At 49.0% G+C, this 16193-nt stretch carries 15 protein-coding genes; 8 read left to right on the forward strand and 7 right to left on the reverse strand.

Translation table 11 applies throughout. The annotated features are described in order from the left end of the window. From BZG25_RS16075 to BZG25_RS12200, 4 genes are all read left to right on the forward strand, one after another. A partial coding sequence (locus BZG25_RS16075) for an Hpt domain-containing protein (protein WP_198535226.1) occupies positions 1-462 on the forward strand: 462 nt, incomplete at its 5' end. 123 nt (positions 463-585) lie between these two features. Further along, positions 586-1623 (forward strand): efflux RND transporter periplasmic adaptor subunit, encoded by a 1038-nt coding sequence (locus BZG25_RS12190; protein ID WP_108743421.1) that lies wholly within the window; start codon positions 586-588, stop codon positions 1621-1623. Next, entirely contained in the window at positions 1620-2714 is a 1095-nt protein-coding gene (locus tag BZG25_RS12195) for an efflux RND transporter periplasmic adaptor subunit (RefSeq protein WP_046075815.1), read from the forward strand. Before BZG25_RS12190 ends, BZG25_RS12195 begins: the two co-directional genes overlap by 4 nt. Then, positions 2711-5776 carry an efflux RND transporter permease subunit gene (locus BZG25_RS12200; protein ID WP_077579116.1) on the forward strand — a complete coding sequence of 1022 codons (3066 nt, stop codon included), beginning with the start codon at positions 2711-2713 and terminating at the stop codon, positions 5774-5776. Before BZG25_RS12195 ends, BZG25_RS12200 begins: the two co-directional genes overlap by 4 nt. A 310-nt stretch (positions 5777-6086) precedes the next feature. Here BZG25_RS12200 and BZG25_RS12205 read toward each other — a convergent pair whose 3' ends face one another. Further along, positions 6087-6569: a PaaI family thioesterase gene (locus BZG25_RS12205; protein WP_046075817.1), complete on the reverse strand. Its 483-nt coding sequence runs from the start codon at positions 6567-6569 to the stop codon at positions 6087-6089. 106 nt (positions 6570-6675) lie between these two features. Beyond that, positions 6676-7206 (reverse strand): NUDIX hydrolase, encoded by a 531-nt coding sequence (locus BZG25_RS12210; RefSeq protein WP_158010037.1) that lies wholly within the window; start codon positions 7204-7206, stop codon positions 6676-6678. Positions 7207-7339: 133 nt separating this feature from the next. Here BZG25_RS12210 and BZG25_RS12215 point away from each other — a divergent pair, with 133 nt between their 5' ends. Further along, complete coding sequence (locus BZG25_RS12215; RefSeq protein ID WP_077639172.1) at positions 7340-8659, forward strand: DEAD/DEAH box helicase; 1320 nt, start codon at positions 7340-7342, stop codon at positions 8657-8659. A gap of 662 nt (positions 8660-9321) precedes the next feature. Here BZG25_RS12215 and BZG25_RS12220 read toward each other — a convergent pair. Next, on the reverse strand, positions 9322-9519 hold the full coding sequence (locus tag BZG25_RS12220; protein ID WP_131825352.1) for a hypothetical protein: 198 nt from the start codon (positions 9517-9519) through the stop codon (positions 9322-9324). A gap of 200 nt (positions 9520-9719) precedes the next feature. Then, a complete protein-coding gene (locus tag BZG25_RS12225) occupies positions 9720-10259 on the reverse strand; it encodes a hypothetical protein (protein ID WP_231637467.1) in 540 nt (179 codons plus the stop codon). A 276-nt stretch (positions 10260-10535) separates the two neighbouring features. Between BZG25_RS12225 and aroG the strand changes: the two genes are divergently transcribed. After that, positions 10536-11618 (forward strand): 3-deoxy-7-phosphoheptulonate synthase AroG, encoded by a 1083-nt coding sequence (gene aroG / locus BZG25_RS12230; protein ID WP_077639142.1) that lies wholly within the window; start codon positions 10536-10538, stop codon positions 11616-11618. Positions 11619-11695: 77 nt separating this feature from the next. On the opposite strand, the gene BZG25_RS12235 is transcribed toward aroG, so the two are convergent. After that, the gene (locus tag BZG25_RS12235) at positions 11696-12121 is read right to left on the reverse strand and encodes a DUF3069 domain-containing protein (RefSeq protein WP_046075822.1); all 426 of its coding nucleotides are present in this window, start codon (positions 12119-12121) and stop codon (positions 11696-11698) included. A 12-nt stretch (positions 12122-12133) separates the two neighbouring features. Beyond that, positions 12134-12574, reverse strand: coding sequence for a polymer-forming cytoskeletal protein (locus tag BZG25_RS12240; RefSeq protein WP_046075823.1), 441 nt, complete (start codon positions 12572-12574; stop codon positions 12134-12136). A 219-nt stretch (positions 12575-12793) separates the two neighbouring features. On the opposite strand from BZG25_RS12240, the gene BZG25_RS12245 reads away from it, so the two are divergent. Together BZG25_RS12245 and BZG25_RS12250 are read left to right on the forward strand one after the other, a co-directional pair. After that, positions 12794-13432 carry a YceH family protein gene (locus BZG25_RS12245; protein ID WP_077579120.1) on the forward strand — a complete coding sequence of 213 codons (639 nt, stop codon included), beginning with the start codon at positions 12794-12796 and terminating at the stop codon, positions 13430-13432. A 5-nt stretch (positions 13433-13437) separates the two neighbouring features. Then, positions 13438-13716: a GIY-YIG nuclease family protein gene (locus BZG25_RS12250; RefSeq protein ID WP_077579121.1), complete on the forward strand. Its 279-nt coding sequence runs from the start codon at positions 13438-13440 to the stop codon at positions 13714-13716. Here the strand turns inward: BZG25_RS12250 and BZG25_RS12255 are convergent. Continuing rightward, positions 13713-15956, reverse strand: a complete 2244-nt coding sequence (locus BZG25_RS12255; protein ID WP_077579122.1) for a bifunctional diguanylate cyclase/phosphodiesterase — start codon at positions 15954-15956, stop codon at positions 13713-13715. The genes BZG25_RS12250 and BZG25_RS12255 overlap by 4 nt on opposite strands. Between the last annotated feature and the right edge of the window lie 237 nt (positions 15957-16193).

Raw genomic sequence — 16193 nt, forward strand, 5'->3', positions numbered from 1 at the left:
CCAGAACCAGAACCAGAACCAGAACCAGAACCAGAACCAGAACCAGAACCAGAACCAGAACCAGAACCAGAACCAGAACCAGAACCAGAGCAGTCATCCGGAGGGAGCACAATGAGCGATACCTCACCCCCAATTGATATCCAGCATGTCAAAGACCAGATCGGTGATAGCATGGACTTGGTAAAAATGCTGCTTGATAAGTATGTAAAAAACCAAACGAATGATTTAGAGGCGTTGAAGGCCGCGTTTGCAGAGCAAGATATCGGCAAGATCAAAAAGCTTGCCCACAAAATGAAGGGGGCAGCGGCAATGATTGGAGCCAAAGAGCTATCACAAACATGTCTTGAGTTGGAGAAATCACCGCATGATGAGTTGGAGGCGCTACACCCCTACCTCCAGCCGATAGAGGATCAGACAACACGCGTGATTCAACAGGCAGAGCATCTATCTGAAACATCTTGATACATTATTCGGCACTGGTTAGCATAGCGGTTAGCGCGGAATAAGATAAAAACAATGACCCATCAAAGACCTAGGGCCTGGCAAACGCTGTCGGATCCTGGGTTTTATTGTAAGGAAAAGCTGATGATAAAGCGTTTTGTATTGAGCGGTTGCCTCGCTCTCGCCCTCGCTGGCTGTGGTGAACCCCAGGTGTCAGCACCGTCTGAAACACCGCCTCGACCCGCCAAGTTACTGACCGTAGTCACCAATGAAGATGGGCTTGCCCGCCAATTTCCAGCTCAAGCTGAAGCGGATGATAAAGCTTTGCTCTCATTCCGAGTGTCAGGGGTGATTGAGTCAATGCCGATCAAAGCAGGTATGGATGTCGCGAAAGGGCAAGTGCTGGCGGCGTTAGACAGCCAGCAGTATCAGCTGCAATTAGATAAGGCGCGTGCGCAATATCAGCTTGCTCAGGTACAATTTAATCGTGCCGAACGCCTGCATAACGATAAAGTGATTTCCGAACAAAGGTTTGATGAAGCCCGCTCGGCACTCAGTGAAGCGGCGGCTGGCCTAGAGCAAGCGCAGACTAATGTGAATTATACGCAACTAAAAGCGCCGTATGCGGGAACTGTCTCACTCCGAATGAAAGAGCGTAATGAATTCGCTCAAGCGCAAGCGCCAGTGTTACACATTCAATCTAAAGATATTATTAATGTCAGTTTCCAATTACCAGAGCGCTACTTTCACTATTTTGCTCAGCATGTTGACACACTCGTGCCGAAGGTGTCATTTGATACTCATCCATCGCGACAGTTTCCTGCACAGTTTAAAGAAATCGACACAGAGGCGGATCCTAAAACCGCCTCTTACCATGTCACGGTGAGTTTAAATCGGCCTGATGCCATCAATGTATTGCCAGGCATGGCAGCAAAAGTGCATGCCACCATTCCTACCGAGTCACAAACGCAAATACCGGACTCTGCTTTGCTCGACGCAAACGGTGAGAAAGCCGTGTGGCGTGTCAGTCGACAAGGAACCGTTAAGTTGACCCCAGTAACCTTGCGTGAAGGAAAGGTTGTTTCAGGCCTTGAAAATGGCGATGTCATTGTCGCAACTGGCGTCAGTGCGCTTAAAGAAGGTGACCGTGTGAAAGCATGGGTGAAGGAGAGAGGACTATGAGAGCGATAAAAGCCATGTTCGGTCTGCTCGCAGTTAATGCGCTGTTTGGATGCGAGCCCGCAACCGATGCTCAACCGGCGCCTTTGCCTGTGGTAACCACATTTACGGTGAGCCAACAGCAACTGAATGAACGAATCTCTTTTCCCGCGGTGGCAGCAGCGGCTGATAAAGCGACACTTGCTTTTCGCGTGCCAGGTGAGATCCAAGCCATTAATGTCAAAGCGGGCGATCGCGTGACGCAGGGACAGGTATTGGCACGTTTGGAGCCTACGGATTACCGCTTAGCGGTAGAGAATGCCAGTGCACGTTTTGACGTGGCCGATGCGCAGTATCGGCGCTCAGCCCCCTTGGTAGAGAAAGGCATGCTTGCCCAGTCGCAATTTGATGAGTTAAAAGCGCAGCGCGAAATAGCGCAAGCGGAATTGGCACTGGCTAAGCTTCGTTTATCTTATGTTGCGCTCAGAGCGCCAGCTGACGGGGTGATATCTAAGCTCAATGTTGAGCCATTTGAAACCATAGCGCCAGGACAAGGGATCATGAACATTCATGACGCCTCGCGTGCTGATATTCGTGTGCAAGTGCCGGATGTGTTATTCACCCAAAATACGGGCGCGAGTGCAGAAGAAGTGCAAGATCGGCTACAACCGAAAGTCTTAACTCAGCAAGGGCAGTCTTACCCAGCCACGATTGATGAATACACGGCAGAGCCGGATCCGAGCAGTGGTGCTTTTGTGGTGACGCTAACCATGCCCATGCCAAAGGAGCAGTTTATTTTAGATGGCATGCCCGTACAGGTCAGTATTGCGAGGGAAGGGTTACAACTGACACGCACCGGACTTTCCGTGCCCATCGAAGCGGTGTTTAACCAAGACGGGGATCCACTGGATCGAGACCACAGTTATGTATGGATTTACGACAGCACCACACAAACCGTGGCGAAACAGCGGGTAACGATGGGGCGCATTCATGGTCAGCGGCTAGAAATAACCCAGGGTGTGTCTAAAGGAGATCGTATCGTGGTGGGAGGAACCAATCACCTGTCTGAGGGGCAAAAAGTGACGCTGGCATCGAAAGAGGAAAATGCATCATGAAGCAGGGTGTAGCGGGATATTTTATTCAAAATAAAGTGATTAGCTGGATGATCACGTTGATTTTCCTGATTGGTGGCACCCTTGCATTTTTGGGGTTAGGGCGGTTGGAAGACCCTGCTTTCACCATCAAAGATGCGATGGTGGTGACCAGCTATCCAGGTGCCACCCCCCAACAGGTGGAAGAAGAAGTCACTTATCCGCTGGAGAAAGCGGTTCAGCAGCTGACCTATGTGGATGAAGTGCGTTCGATCTCCAGTCGTGGCTTGTCCCAAATCACGGTCAAAATGAAACCCAAATACCGCGCCGATGATTTGCCACAAATTTGGGATGAGTTGCGACGAAAAGTCCATGATGCGCGTGGGTCGCTCCCTCCCGGTGTCAATCCGCCACAGGTGAAAGATGATTTTGGTGATGTGTTTGGGATCATGCTAGCCGTCACTGGCGAAGGCTACGGCTACAGCGAACTGAAAGACTATGTTGACTTTTTGCGCCGCGAGCTTGAGCTTGTTGATGGCGTAGGCAAGGTACAAGTCAGTGGCACGCAGCAAGAGCAAGTCTTCATTGAGGTCTCGATTCAACGGTTAAGTAGCTTAGGGATCTCACCGGACACCTTGTTTAATTTATTGGCGACGCAAAACCTCGTGAGCAACGCAGGGGCATTGCGTGTGGGTGATGAATACATTCGCATTCACCCAACCGGGGAGTTTTCCTCCGTGGATGAGTTGGGCAACTTGATCCTGACCGAAGCTGGGTCACAGGGGCTGATTTACTTACGTGACGTTGCCGAGGTAAAACGTGGATATCAAGAGGTACCGCGGCAGATCATTTCGTACAACGGCAAACAAGCGCTACAGGTAGGAATATCGTTTGCTGATGGTGTGAATGTGGTAGAAGTCGGCGACAATGTGGATCAGCGTCTCGCGGCGTTGAACAGTGATCAGCCCGTGGGAATCAATGTCCATCATGTCTATAACCAACCCAATGAGGTCGATAGCTCAGTCAGCGGATTTGTCTCCAGTTTAGGCCAAGCGGTGGCGATTGTGATTATCGTGCTGCTCTTCTTTATGGGCCTGCGCTCAGGACTACTCATTGGTTTGGTGTTATTGCTGACGGTACTGGGTACGTTTGTATTCATGTACTACTTCGAGATTAATCTGCAACGCGTCTCTCTCGGGGCGTTAGTCATTGCCCTAGGGATGTTGGTGGATAATGCCATCGTGGTCGTCGAAGGGATACTAGTGGGCTTAAAGCGAGGACGAACCCGTCTACAGGCGGCTCACGACATAGTGACGCAAACCAAGTGGCCTTTGCTTGGAGCGACGGTGATCGCGGTAACGGCTTTTGCCCCGATTGGCTTGTCAGAGGATGCAACGGGCGAATACTGCGGCACCTTATTTACAGTGTTATTAATCTCCTTACTGTTAAGTTGGTTTACCGCTATCACGTTAACGCCTTTCTTTGCCAGCGTGTTCTTCAAAGAAACACCGCTTGAAGAAGGGGATGAGGGCAGTGATCCCTACAACGGGATTCTGTTTGTGGTGTATAAACGTTTTCTTACCGCCTGCATGCATCACGCCTATATCACCTTGTTGGTGATGGTAGTGGCACTGGGGGCCAGTATTTATGGCTTTGGTCACCTCAAGCAGTCGTTTTTCCCTGACTCCACCACGCCCATGTTTATGGTCGACGTTTGGTTGCCAGAGGGCACCGATATTCGTGCCACACAAAGTACACTGGATGAGGTGTCGAGCTGGCTGAGTAAACAACAAGGCGTCAACTATGTCTCTACCAGTGCCGGACAAGGTTCGCAACGTTTTATGTTGACCTATTCACCGGAGAAAACATACGCCGCTTATGGCGAGCTGATCGTCCGCGTTGATCAATACGATCATGTTAAACCCACTATGGGCATGGTGCGAGAGCATGTTCGTAGCCAGTACCCAGATGCGCAGCTTAAACTGAAGCCTATTTCCTTAGGCCCTGCTACCGGCTCGAAAATTGAGGCGCGTATTTTTGGTTCAGATCCCACCAAGTTACGCGCGATTGCTAAACAAGTAGAAGCGCGATTGCATCAGGATCCTGATGCGGTAAATATCCGCCATGATTGGCGTAATCGCACCAAAGTCCTTGAACCGGCGTTTAATGAAAGTCAGGCACGGCGCTATGGCATCACCAAAAAAGATGTCGACGAGTTACTGACAATGACATTCAGCGGCAAACGGATTGGTGTTTATCGAGATGGGACCAACCTTATGCCGATTGTTGCTCGATTGCCCGATGAGGAGCGCGTGAATATCAATACCCTAGAAGGGATGAAAATATGGAGCCCGGTATTGAAAGACTACATTCCTTTGCAGCAAGTCATTCTCGATTACGACATGCGTTGGGAAGATCCGATTATCATGCGCAAAAACCGCAAAAGAATGCTCACCGTGTTGGCCGACCCCGATCCGTTACGGGAAACCACCGCGGCGACCTTACTAAGCCGCGTGCGCACTGATATTGAGTCAATTCCTCTGCCTGAAGGTTACAGCATCGAGTGGGGCGGGGAGTACGAGTCTTCCAAAGAGGCGAAAGAGGGCTTATTTAGCATTATGCCGCTTGGTTATTTGTTTATGTTCTTGGTCACGATATTGCTGTTTAATTCCGTGAAAGAGTCATTGATCATTTGGCTGACGGTTCCCTTGGCGGTGGTTGGGGTCACCACAGGATTGCTGTTGTTGGATACCCCGTTTGGTTTTATGGCGCTCTTGGGCTTTTTAAGCTTGAGTGGGATGCTGCTCAAAAACGGTATTGTATTGATCGATCAGATCAATATCGAAGTGGCCAGTGGTAAGCAGCGCTATCAAGCCGTCGTCGATGCGGCGGTGAGCCGGGTACGCCCAGTGTGCATGACGGCCATTACCACTATTTTAGGGATGCTTCCTTTATTGCCGGATGTTTTCTTCCGGCCGATGGCGGTGACGATTATGTTTGGGCTCGGGTTTGCCACCGTGCTGACGTTGATTGTGGTGCCTGTGCTATATCGTATCTTCTACCAAATTCGCTATCACCCTGAATAATCCCACCTTAAGCACCGTTTTGACGGTGCTTTTTTGTTTCAACCTTAAGACAAAAGCGCCTGTGTATAACTTGAATTTCATCCACAAAAACGGTTGATAACTCGGTGAATTTAACCGCAATCTCGCGATTTTATCGGCGTTGTGTAAAGTCAATAATATAACGGAGAATTCAGAACCAAAGTCACAATGATGCTAGGCATTATGTAACTGGTTGATTATAGTGTAGTGATAACCAAGCCAGTCTATTGACGAGACAGACTGGCTGAAGGCGTGACAAACAATAAAAAGAGACAAGTGCGGTGATGGGGGATTATTCGCCGATTTTTTTAACCGATAGCGTCAATTCAAAGGTCGCCATTGGCTCATCCCCGTGTAAGCTTGGGCATGTGGCCACAATGGTGACAGGCTGATTCACGCGATGACCCGTTTCGATTGATTCACTGATCATCTGGTTAATCTTGTCTCCATCAAGACACGTAAACACCACGTCATCCTCTGGTCGTTTATGAAAATCAGCGTTGACGGATTTAAACGCTAAGCTAATTTTAACCCCGCGTTGCTCGGCCATGGCCATGGCAAGAAAGCCACCTGCGACATCAGCGCCAACTGCCAACGCGCCGAAATACATACTGTTGAGGTGGTTTTTGGTACGTCGCCCCAGCGGGATTCGCATCGTGACATGCTTATCGTCGATGGAGAGGATCTTGGGCCGACACCAACCGATCATGGGTACTTTTAAAAAGCCAAACAACGACAAATGTTGATTAGCGCGTGCTAACGGAGACGAGAACATAGACACTCCTTGTTATCTGGTCGTACCTGTTACGCTACCTTGGTGTTCAATTTGTCGTCAACATCTTGTTAACAAAGTTGTGGCCTAGTACTTTATTTTTCAGAGGTTAGACGCCCATTGTCGGGATCAACCCATTAAATAGGGCACGGAGAATAATGGCGCAGGTTTTGGTGTCTGTGATTTGTCCATTTGCAACGAGCGCCTGTAACTGGGAAGGGCTCACCCAATAAGGCGCAATAAACTCATCGTCATCTAATTGCGTTTGGGTGGGAGTGAGCGCTTGGGCAATATAAAAATACTGCACTTCATCGCAAAACCCGGGCACAGGGTGAGCGATGCCGAGAAAATGCCAGCGAGTCGCCACATAACCGGCCTCTTCTTCTAACTCTCTTTTGGCGGCTTCTAGCGGTGGCTCCTTCGCTTCCAGTGTGCCCGCAGGCGCTTCGATAATCCATTGATTGATGGCAGGACGAAATTGTTTGAGCAGCAGTATATTGCCATCTTCTGACAGAGGTAATATCACGGCGGCACCAGGGTGGCGTATGACGTGGTGTACGTGGTGCAGACCATCAGGTGTCTGTGTATGGGTTTCCACCAAGCTGAGCTTTTTCCACTGGTAGCGTAGTGTGTCATTCATGTTAGCGTGGCTCTCCATTCGTGGCGTAATCAATATTTTTGGTGCGGTGTTTTTTGCTAAAGTATGATAGCATTCGCCGCCTTAATTGGCGTGTGCACGCCTTTTGCTTTTGATTGACCTTTGGAGTGATACCTTGCAATTTGACGATCTGGTACTCGATAGACGCTTACTATCGCTTATTGCCCACCGTGGATTTGAACAGCCAACAGACATTCAACGTCAAGCCATCCCCGTTGTAATGGCAGGCAAAGACTTACTGGCCTCTTCAAAAACAGGATCGGGGAAAACGCTGGCGTTTTTGTTGCCAGCTATGCAGCGTGTGTTGCGTTCTAAGCCCCTCAGTCGTCGCGATCCGCGTGTCTTGATCTTGGCGCCGACCCGTGAGCTAGCAAAACAGGTGTATGGTCAGCTGCGTATGTTGACCAGCGGCACCAGCCACAAACCGGCCTTGGTACTCGGTGGCGAGAATTTTAACGAGCAAGCGAAGGTGTTTCGCCAGTCGCCAACCTTTGTGGTCGCGACGCCAGGTCGATTAGCTGATCATCTTGAACAACGCCACTTGTCTTTGTCGGGATTGGAAATGCTGATTTTGGACGAAGCGGATCGTATGCTTGACCTGGGCTTTAAAGCGCAGCTCGACGCAGTTAACCAACATGCGGATCACCGTTTAAGGCAGACACTGATGTTTTCTGCCACTTTGGATCATCAGCAAGTGACAGACATCGCCGCGGGGATGCTCAAGTCTCCTAAACGTATTGCCGTAGGGGAAATTGAAGCGCTACATAGCGATATTGAGCAACATTTTGTGCTGAGTGATCACCTCGACCATAAACATGCGCTGCTTGAGGAACTGGTAAAAGCTAATGCGCATAAGCAAGTCATGATTTTTACCGCGACACGCGCTGACACAGAGCGTTTAGCTGAACGTTTTTCTCAGGCTGGCTACCAAGCGATTGCACTCAGTGGTGAATTGAACCAAGCCACACGCAGCCGGATCATGAACGAGTTTGAGCGTGGATTTCATGAGGTTTTGGTGACCACGGACGTGGCATCGCGAGGTTTGGATTTAATGAATGTGTCTTTGGTGATCAACTTTGATATGCCAAAGCATGCGGAAGAATACATTCATCGAGTAGGGCGTACCGGTCGTGCTGGGCAGCAAGGATTGGCTTACTCACTGGTAGGGCCTAAAGATTGGCGTAGTTTTAAAAATATCGAAGGTTTTTTACAGCAAAAACTCGACTTTACTAAGATTGAAGGCTTTGAAGGAAAGTTCAAAGGCTTTAAAGAGAAAAAAGCTGAAAAAGCAAAACCTTCAAGATCAGCTAAACCCAAAAAAGCACCCGTTAAGAACAAGAAAAAGGCGCCAAAAAAGCGAGATAGAAGCTTTTATACCAATGTGCCGGTTGGTGATGCGCCTTTGGTAAAAAAGAAGTCCAAACCCGAGTCTTAATCGAGCTGTAATGGCTGAGCGTGTTGGCGCTGACCATTAAACACTGACGCTTCCGCTATGCCAAATGGTGTAGCGGAGCCTCTCGACTACGCAATATAACGATTGCTCTGCCACTTTACTGTTACTTTTAAGACATAGGCCGAGTATCAAACCTCTCTCCACGATTTATCTCTGTCTTTGCCTCAATATCGTGGCAACTTCCCTAGCTAAAGGCGTCATTGGTTAAATGTGATGTATCGCTAACAGTGAAAGCTGCGCTTTGTCGCACCACAAGGTGTTAAGTGATGAAACTTTATGCGTTCAACTGTCTAGTTGGCCAAAAAACTCACTTTTCTTTGCGTGAGATCGATTCTAAGGCTGATTTTACAGTGATTTATCCGTAAACTACGTCCATCTGTTGGAAAGCGCTCATCCTTTGAACAACTTGAGCTGCTGGAAACGCGTATCACTCTGTCTATCATTTTTAAACTGGGAAAATTGCTGTGGAAACTGCACTGGTCGTTGCTTTTATCACTGCTGCGGCGTGGATTGTTCGCCGTGAACGTGCTGCACAATAATCTGCTGATTGAGCCCTTTTATACACACTCGTTTTATTCAGCAAAAATGAAAAGCCTTCTCCATGGAGAAGGCTTTTTTATGCTTACGTGTTTCGATGCTCGGCGTCAGTTGTCGTAATAGTCGCCGTCTGACACTTCATGAAAGTCTTCTACTTGGCTGGCGGCTTGGAAGTCAGCAGCAGGCTTGAGTTGACGTCGCCGTAACATCGTTACTTGCTCTTCCAAGCGATGAGCGGTTTCAATGTTGCCTTCTTGATAGGCCTCTTGGATTTTTCTTTCAAATTCATCAATACGTTGAGTCATCACCATCGTTATACCCTCCGACAGTTCCCACGCACAATCACAACGAGCATCGCTGTGGGAGTTGCACCACGCACTAAGACGCCCGCCTTGTAACAGCGATTACGTCCATACCTTAAACTTAGTTTAGATTGACAAGATAACCAGTGAGAGAGGTCACACTGGACGGTAACACAAGGGAGTGAGATGGTTACCGTTTGCTATTAATACAGGTATCTGACAGAAAAAATCAAGCGATTTTGTTCCAAGCCATTGGCACGCCACGTTGCGCCTAACGACAAGGTTTCAGTGGAGTGAAAGCGCCCGCCAATTTCCACTAAGCTGGTGGTGTCGTCTTGATCAAAAATGATAGAACCGACATACAAATTGGCCTCAATCGGTGGGGCTACCCAGCCGCGCAATCCGGCACCAATCACAGTGGCAAAATCACCGGTATCGTGCTTGTCGTCGTCTGGCCGCCGAAACCATGCACCTTCCAGCTCGCCATACACATCGACAAACTGGTTAATTGGGGCATGAAAGCCAACACCGCCCGAGGTATACCAGTCACCTTCGAATTGCGTATCCCCTTTAGCGACGAAGTGTGCGCCTTCCGTAAATGCAAAACGTCCCAACCCGCCAATCCCACTAGGATTTGCAAGGACGTTGACCTGAATATGGTTGTAATCAAAATTGGTCGCATGTGCAGCGGGTACGGACAGGGTCATGGCCAATAGTGCCGCTTTACTGAGGCGTGTGATCACAGCATTTACTCCATTTGCATTTAACATCAGTGTAATAGCTTCAACGTAGTCAGTGCAATAACTTAGCCGATCTTGCGCCCATATTTAAACCACAGCGCACATTGCGTCAATAATTCACGAGGATTGATGTGTCAATGTTTTGTTTGATTTAGGCTTTTGCTATTGCGTAAAAAAATATTTGCACAAAAGAATGTGGCAGGTTAGCGTAGGAGTCGAATAACGAAAACGTGGCAATCAGCTACGTGAGTCAGCGACACGCAAACACAGGATTAGCCCATGAGTGTACACCCAACCGATGACGTTAGAATTGACCAAATAAAAGAACTCCTTCCACCTATCGCTGTACTAGAAAAATTTCCAGCGACCGAAGCGGCGGAACACACCGTATTTAATGCACGTCAGGCGATCCATAAGATCTTAAACGACCAAGACGATCGTTTGGTTGTCGTTGTAGGGCCTTGTTCTATTCACGACCCTAATGCTGCGCGCGACTACGCCAAAAAACTTAAACAGCTGCGTGAGACATTAAGTGCCGACTTGGAAGTGGTGATGCGGGTTTATTTTGAAAAGCCGCGCACGACGGTTGGTTGGAAAGGCCTAATTAATGACCCGTATTTAGACAACAGTTTCAAAATTAATGATGGGCTGCGACTAGGGCGTAACTTACTGCTAGATATTGCGGATTCTGGTTTGCCTGCGGCGGGTGAATTTCTTGACATGATCACGCCACAGTATATGGCCGATTTAATTAGTTGGGGCGCGATTGGGGCACGGACTACAGAGTCTCAGGTGCATCGCGAACTTGCCTCTGGGCTATCGTGTCCTGTTGGATTTAAAAATGGCACAGATGGGAATATCAAAATTGCCACGGATGCCATTCGCTCAGCGAGTTCACCGCACCAGTTTTTATCAGTGACCAAGTATGGACACTCTGCGATCGTCGCAACCGCAGGTAATGAGGATTGTCATCTGATTCTACGTGGAGGCAAAACGCCTAATTATTACGCGGGTGATGTCGATCAGATCTGTGGGGCGCTGGCTGATGCTGGGTTACGACAAAAATTGATGATTGATTTGAGCCATGCCAATAGCAGCAAACAATATCAAAAGCAGAAAGACGTCAGCGAAGATGTGGCGGGGCAAATTGCAGCAGGCAACAAAGCCATCTTTGGTGTGATGATCGAAAGTCATCTCGTCGAAGGTCGCCAAGATTTAACGGACGGTCAGTCGCTTACCTATGGTCAAAGCATTACGGATGGTTGTATTGGTTGGGAAGATACGGAGAGAGTGCTCCATCAATTGGCCGCCTCTGTGCGTGCACGTCGTGAAAAGACGACGCCGCTCAGTGAATCCGCTTAATTGCGTCTGTTTAGTCACAAGAAGCCCCCAACCGGTGGGGGCGAATCACAGGGGTCAGTGCATGGCACTGGCCTTTCTTATTTTTGGAAAATAGCTTGAAACTCGCGTTTTAATCCAGGCTTTAAACGTGCTTGTTTCAGTTGCTTCGATAAATCTTTGACACAAGAGCTGAGCACATCATCAAGAATTTGCGCTTTGTAGTTGTCGCGCCCTTCATCAGACATATCACTTAAGTCAACCTTTTCGAGCTCGCTCAGCGCATCGATACCCGCATAGCTTTGACTTATGGCGACGAGTGCGTGAAATTGATCATAGTTGTCGAGAATGTTTTGCGCACTGGCAGGCAGTTTTTCCCACGCTTCTTTGACACTGGCACTGGACGCATCATGTACCGAGGCGATCATCGTGTACATAGCTTCAGGGGCTTGTTCATAACGAATCACGCATTGTAGCTCAGGAGAAAAACTATCAAAGCTGACCGGGGATTGATTAGAGTCGGACATTCACAGGCTTCCTTACGACTGTTTCGAGGAGGGTGGATGAGCTTTTTTGTCTTTGCTTGCTTTATCGTCTGATCTTGCTTGTTCCGCTAAGGGTACCACTGTGTCTGTTGATAGAGTGGCACGGTTCTCACCAGCAAGAAGCCCACCTTTTTCAATGGTCAGTTGCTCGGTGTTTAGCACGCCTTTCATCTTTCCCTGCGAGAGAATATCGATAGCGTCTGCATCACATTGCCCCTCTACCAAGCCATTGATGGTGATATGCTTAGCGTTGATGGTACCGCGAAAGTGGCCAGATGCTGAGATAACAACGGCGTTAGCCTGGGTTATATTGCCTTCCCCAAATCCATCAATTTGAATATCACCCTCAAGATCAATATCACCGACCACTTTACAGTTTCTGGCGACGATCGATAAGCCATGATTCGGGGTAGACTTTGAACTAAACAGACCCATGTCGTGCACTCCACATACATCATTTTGGTCAAGTATATCATTAGCTGTGCACAGATGGTGGCGCTCTGGTGTACAACCCGATGCGTAAGATGTGATCCTGCTACCAGTATTGGTGATCGTCGCCTTGGGTGGATTATTGCGCGGTTATCGGCGCAGTGATTGCTTGCACGACATTCAGTTGATATAACTCGATGAAATCGACTAAATGGGATCATCGCTATGTCAAGGACACTCTCACCGTATCAGCAACGTGTCATCGGTTGTTTACTTGAGAAAGAAGTCACCACCCCGGATCATTACCCGCTCACACTCAATGCGCTGACCACCGCCGTGAATCAAAAAAGCAACCGTGATCCTGTCTATGAGATGGCCGATTCAGAGGTATTAGATATCGTAGAGACCTTGATTGAGATGCGTCTGGTTAGCCCGCAAGAGGGAAGCGGTGGGCGTGTTGCCAAGTATCAACATCGTTTCTGTAATACACAATTTGGCGACCTAACCCTCAGTGAGCCACAGAAAGCGATCCTTTGTGTCATGTTATTGCGAGGCGCTCAGACGCCCGGGGAGTTGAGAACCCGTACACAGCGCCTCTATGCCTTTAATCGTGTCGAAGATGTCGAGCGCACATTGGCTGACATGATTACGTCAAACTGGGTAAAAAAATTGCCGCGTGAGGCTGGGAAGCGCGAGTCGCGCTATCAACACCTATTTACTGACGGCGTTAATATGCCGACGAACTCAGCACCGCAAGCGGAACCAGAACCGACCACCGATGCCTCTTTGGTGACGCGAGTGAGTGCGTTGGAGCAAGAAGTGGCGGAATTACGTCAGATGTTAGAGGCTGTTTTGGAGCGATAACACCTATGGATACGCCTTGGTTTGTTTATTTGATTCGAACGCGCCAAGGGCAGCTTTACTGTGGCGTAACAACGGATGTTAGCCGCCGGTTGATACAACATCGCCAAGGTAAAGGTGCACGTGCGCTACGAGGGAAAGGACCGCTGTCACTGGCGTGGCAATCGCAACCGATGGAAAAGCGAACGGCGATGCAGCGCGAATGGCAAATAAAGCAATGGCCGAAGCAGCGTAAGGAAGCGCTATGTGCACGCTTTTGTTGTGTGCGTGACAATGGTGTTGATTAATTAAATAAACGAGTGATGGGTTGTGATTGCGTGAGGAGCGCAGTCAACTGATGGATATTCATTGAGGGGTAATAAAGGTGCCCCTGCGCATAGCGGCACCCCAGGTCAAACAAAAAGTCACGTTGATCTTCACGTTCCACACCTTCTGCGACCACTTTTAATTTCAGCAATTGCGCCATGTTAATGACGGCTTGGCAAATCACGATGTCGTCTTTGCAGTGAGGCAGATCGGCGACAAAACTGCGATCGATTTTGACGGTGTCCACCGGGAAATGCTTAAGATAGGCTAGAGATGAGTATCCGGTGCCAAAATCGTCAATCGCCAAAGAAACACCTGCTGCCGCGAGTGTGTGTAAGGTATGTTGGTTTTGGCTAAGGTTCTCAATGAAAACTTGTTCTGTCAGTTCAATTTGCACACGTTCGGGCGGGACTTGATGGCGTTCAATGGCGCGTAGAATGGTATCAGCAAGGAAGCTGTCTTGGAATTCATGCCCAGAGATATTTATCGCGATAAATGGGGGGGCACAGTGCTGCGCCAGCAAGGTTGCATAGGTCTCTAATGCCTCATTGACCACCCAAGTGCCTAACTGCCGCATAAGCCCTGTGTCTTCTGCGGTGCGGACGATGGTATCAGGCGAAATCACCGCGCCCTCTGTATCTTGCCAGCGTACCAGGGCTTCAATCCCCGCAATGCTGTGATCTTTTAGATCGATTTGCGGCTGAAAATGTAAGCTCAACTCGTTACCTTGAATCGCTTTGCGGATGGCGTACTCGGTATCCTTTTTCTGATGCAGGTGGTCTCGCATTGCCATTTGAAACACCACGACTCTGTGATGAGAGAGTTGACGAGCGCGATGCGCCGCGGTGTCTGCGTGACGCAACAGTTCCTGAGCGGGCATGGAGGCATCGTAGCGATAACTAATGCCGACGGCACAGGTCACAATAATCTCCTCTGCGTCGTGGAAGAAGGGCTGCTCAATGGCTTTTCGGATCTGTTTCGCGTAAATCTCCGCTTTTAGCGGTGAAAGCTCGCTGCCGACAATCGCGAATTGGTCGTCGCTGATTTTGGCAATATAGTCATCGGTTTGCCTCACGCGTTGTAGACGTTGTGCCAATTCAACTAAAAGCTGGTCATGCACCGCTTGCCCGTACAAATCATTAATCTCTTTCAAATTATCAATGTCCACACAGATTAACGCCAGATCGTGGGGGTGCGCGTTAGATTCATGTACACGCTGCTGAATATAGCGAGTGAGGGCATGACGGTTGGGCAGGTACGTCAAGGCGTCGTGATTCGCGATAAAATGTAGCTGCTGCTCGACGTCTTTGCGTTGCTCAATTTCATTTTTTAAATAGTCAATCGTGGTCTGCGCCGCCCGGCGAGACATCAAATTCACCTCAGCTAAATACAACGCGACGCCCAATAAAAGAGCCACAAGCATGCCGGCGATATAAATCAGAATGGGTAATGAGATAAATTGACTGGCGCCTGGCTCTTGCCAAAGCGCGAGCTGCATAGCGGGTTGCGTGCCTGCTAAGGTTAAAGGTGCCGACCCAACCGCGGCAAACGGCGAGATGGTGTCACCAATCAACACGGTGTCGTTTGTCCAGCGGGTCATGGTGAGGTGTTGATGTTTATTGAGATAGTCGGACGCAACCTCGCCAACAAGCGCGTCAAGATTAACGACTGCGCCAAGATAGTAACTTGGCGCGGCGCGGCTATGACTGTAAATCGGGTAAGCAATTCGCCAACGGGTGAGATCGGGCTGATCCGTTTCAAGCTGGCCCTCTGGCTCGCCCACTACGTCAAACGAAAAACGCGGTTTATTATGGCTGGTATCTGCGTGTGTTTGCCAACTTATTTCCTTTCGACTGTCCGCCCAAAACAATGATGAAATATAGGCACTGTCTTGTTGGGTTTGTTGCACCAAAGCTTGCCATGTCGAGAAGGTCGAGGGCACATCCAACTCGATGTTACTGGCTAATGAACTAAGCCGTGTGAGTTGGGTATTAATGCTGCGTTCGACGGCGCTGGACAAGGCTTGAACTTCCACATTGAGAAGCTTTTCTGTGCGTTGCGCTTGTTGTGACTGGGCAGCCTGATACAACAAAAACGTCGCGACGAGCACACCAAAACAGACGAGTGCGATGAAAATGATCGCACGGCCACGAGGCTGTGCCGACCGCCTGGCAAGTGTGAGTGGATCCTCGTTGTGATCATTGAATGTTGATAAAGGCATAGGGCCTGCGCGTAAGGCTTATGGTGACAACCAGATAGTTCCAGTGTAGTGCTAAGAATGGGGGATTGCGCGTATCAATACTGAGACAGTGATCGGCCGCTTGCTGCCAACAAAATCTCGGCGTTAACCCAGTAACTGACGTGGATGCGACAGGGCACTTACTTGTACAAATAATTTTTTTTGTACAATTTTGATCTATCTTCTACTCTTAGTTGTACAACATATTATAAATGTACA

The sequence above is a fragment of the Salinivibrio sp. ML198 genome, from assembly GCF_001996015.1.
Lineage (GTDB): Bacteria > Pseudomonadota > Gammaproteobacteria > Enterobacterales > Vibrionaceae > Salinivibrio > Salinivibrio siamensis.

Bases quoted from the DNA above. Each gene is read 5' to 3' on its own strand.
- BZG25_RS12190 (WP_108743421.1), top strand. From the start codon at position 586: ATGATAAAGCGTTTTGTATTGAGCGGTTGCCTCGCTCTCGCCCTCGCT.
- BZG25_RS12195 (WP_046075815.1), top strand. From the start codon at position 1,620: ATGAGAGCGATAAAAGCCATGTTCGGTCTGCTCGCAGTTAATGCGCTG.
- BZG25_RS12200 (WP_077579116.1), top strand. From the start codon at position 2,711: ATGAAGCAGGGTGTAGCGGGATATTTTATTCAAAATAAAGTGATTAGC.
- BZG25_RS12205 (WP_046075817.1), bottom strand. From the start codon at position 6,569: ATGTTCTCGTCTCCGTTAGCACGCGCTAATCAACATTTGTCGTTGTTT.
- BZG25_RS12210 (WP_158010037.1), bottom strand. From the start codon at position 7,206: ATGAATGACACACTACGCTACCAGTGGAAAAAGCTCAGCTTGGTGGAA.
- BZG25_RS12220 (WP_131825352.1), bottom strand. From the start codon at position 9,519: ATGACTCAACGTATTGATGAATTTGAAAGAAAAATCCAAGAGGCCTAT.
- aroG (WP_077639142.1), top strand. From the start codon at position 10,536: ATGAGTGTACACCCAACCGATGACGTTAGAATTGACCAAATAAAAGAA.
- BZG25_RS12235 (WP_046075822.1), bottom strand. From the start codon at position 12,121: ATGTCCGACTCTAATCAATCCCCGGTCAGCTTTGATAGTTTTTCTCCT.
- BZG25_RS12240 (WP_046075823.1), bottom strand. From the start codon at position 12,574: ATGGGTCTGTTTAGTTCAAAGTCTACCCCGAATCATGGCTTATCGATC.
- BZG25_RS12245 (WP_077579120.1), top strand. From the start codon at position 12,794: ATGTCAAGGACACTCTCACCGTATCAGCAACGTGTCATCGGTTGTTTA.
- BZG25_RS12250 (WP_077579121.1), top strand. From the start codon at position 13,438: ATGGATACGCCTTGGTTTGTTTATTTGATTCGAACGCGCCAAGGGCAG.
- BZG25_RS12255 (WP_077579122.1), bottom strand. From the start codon at position 15,956: ATGCCTTTATCAACATTCAATGATCACAACGAGGATCCACTCACACTT.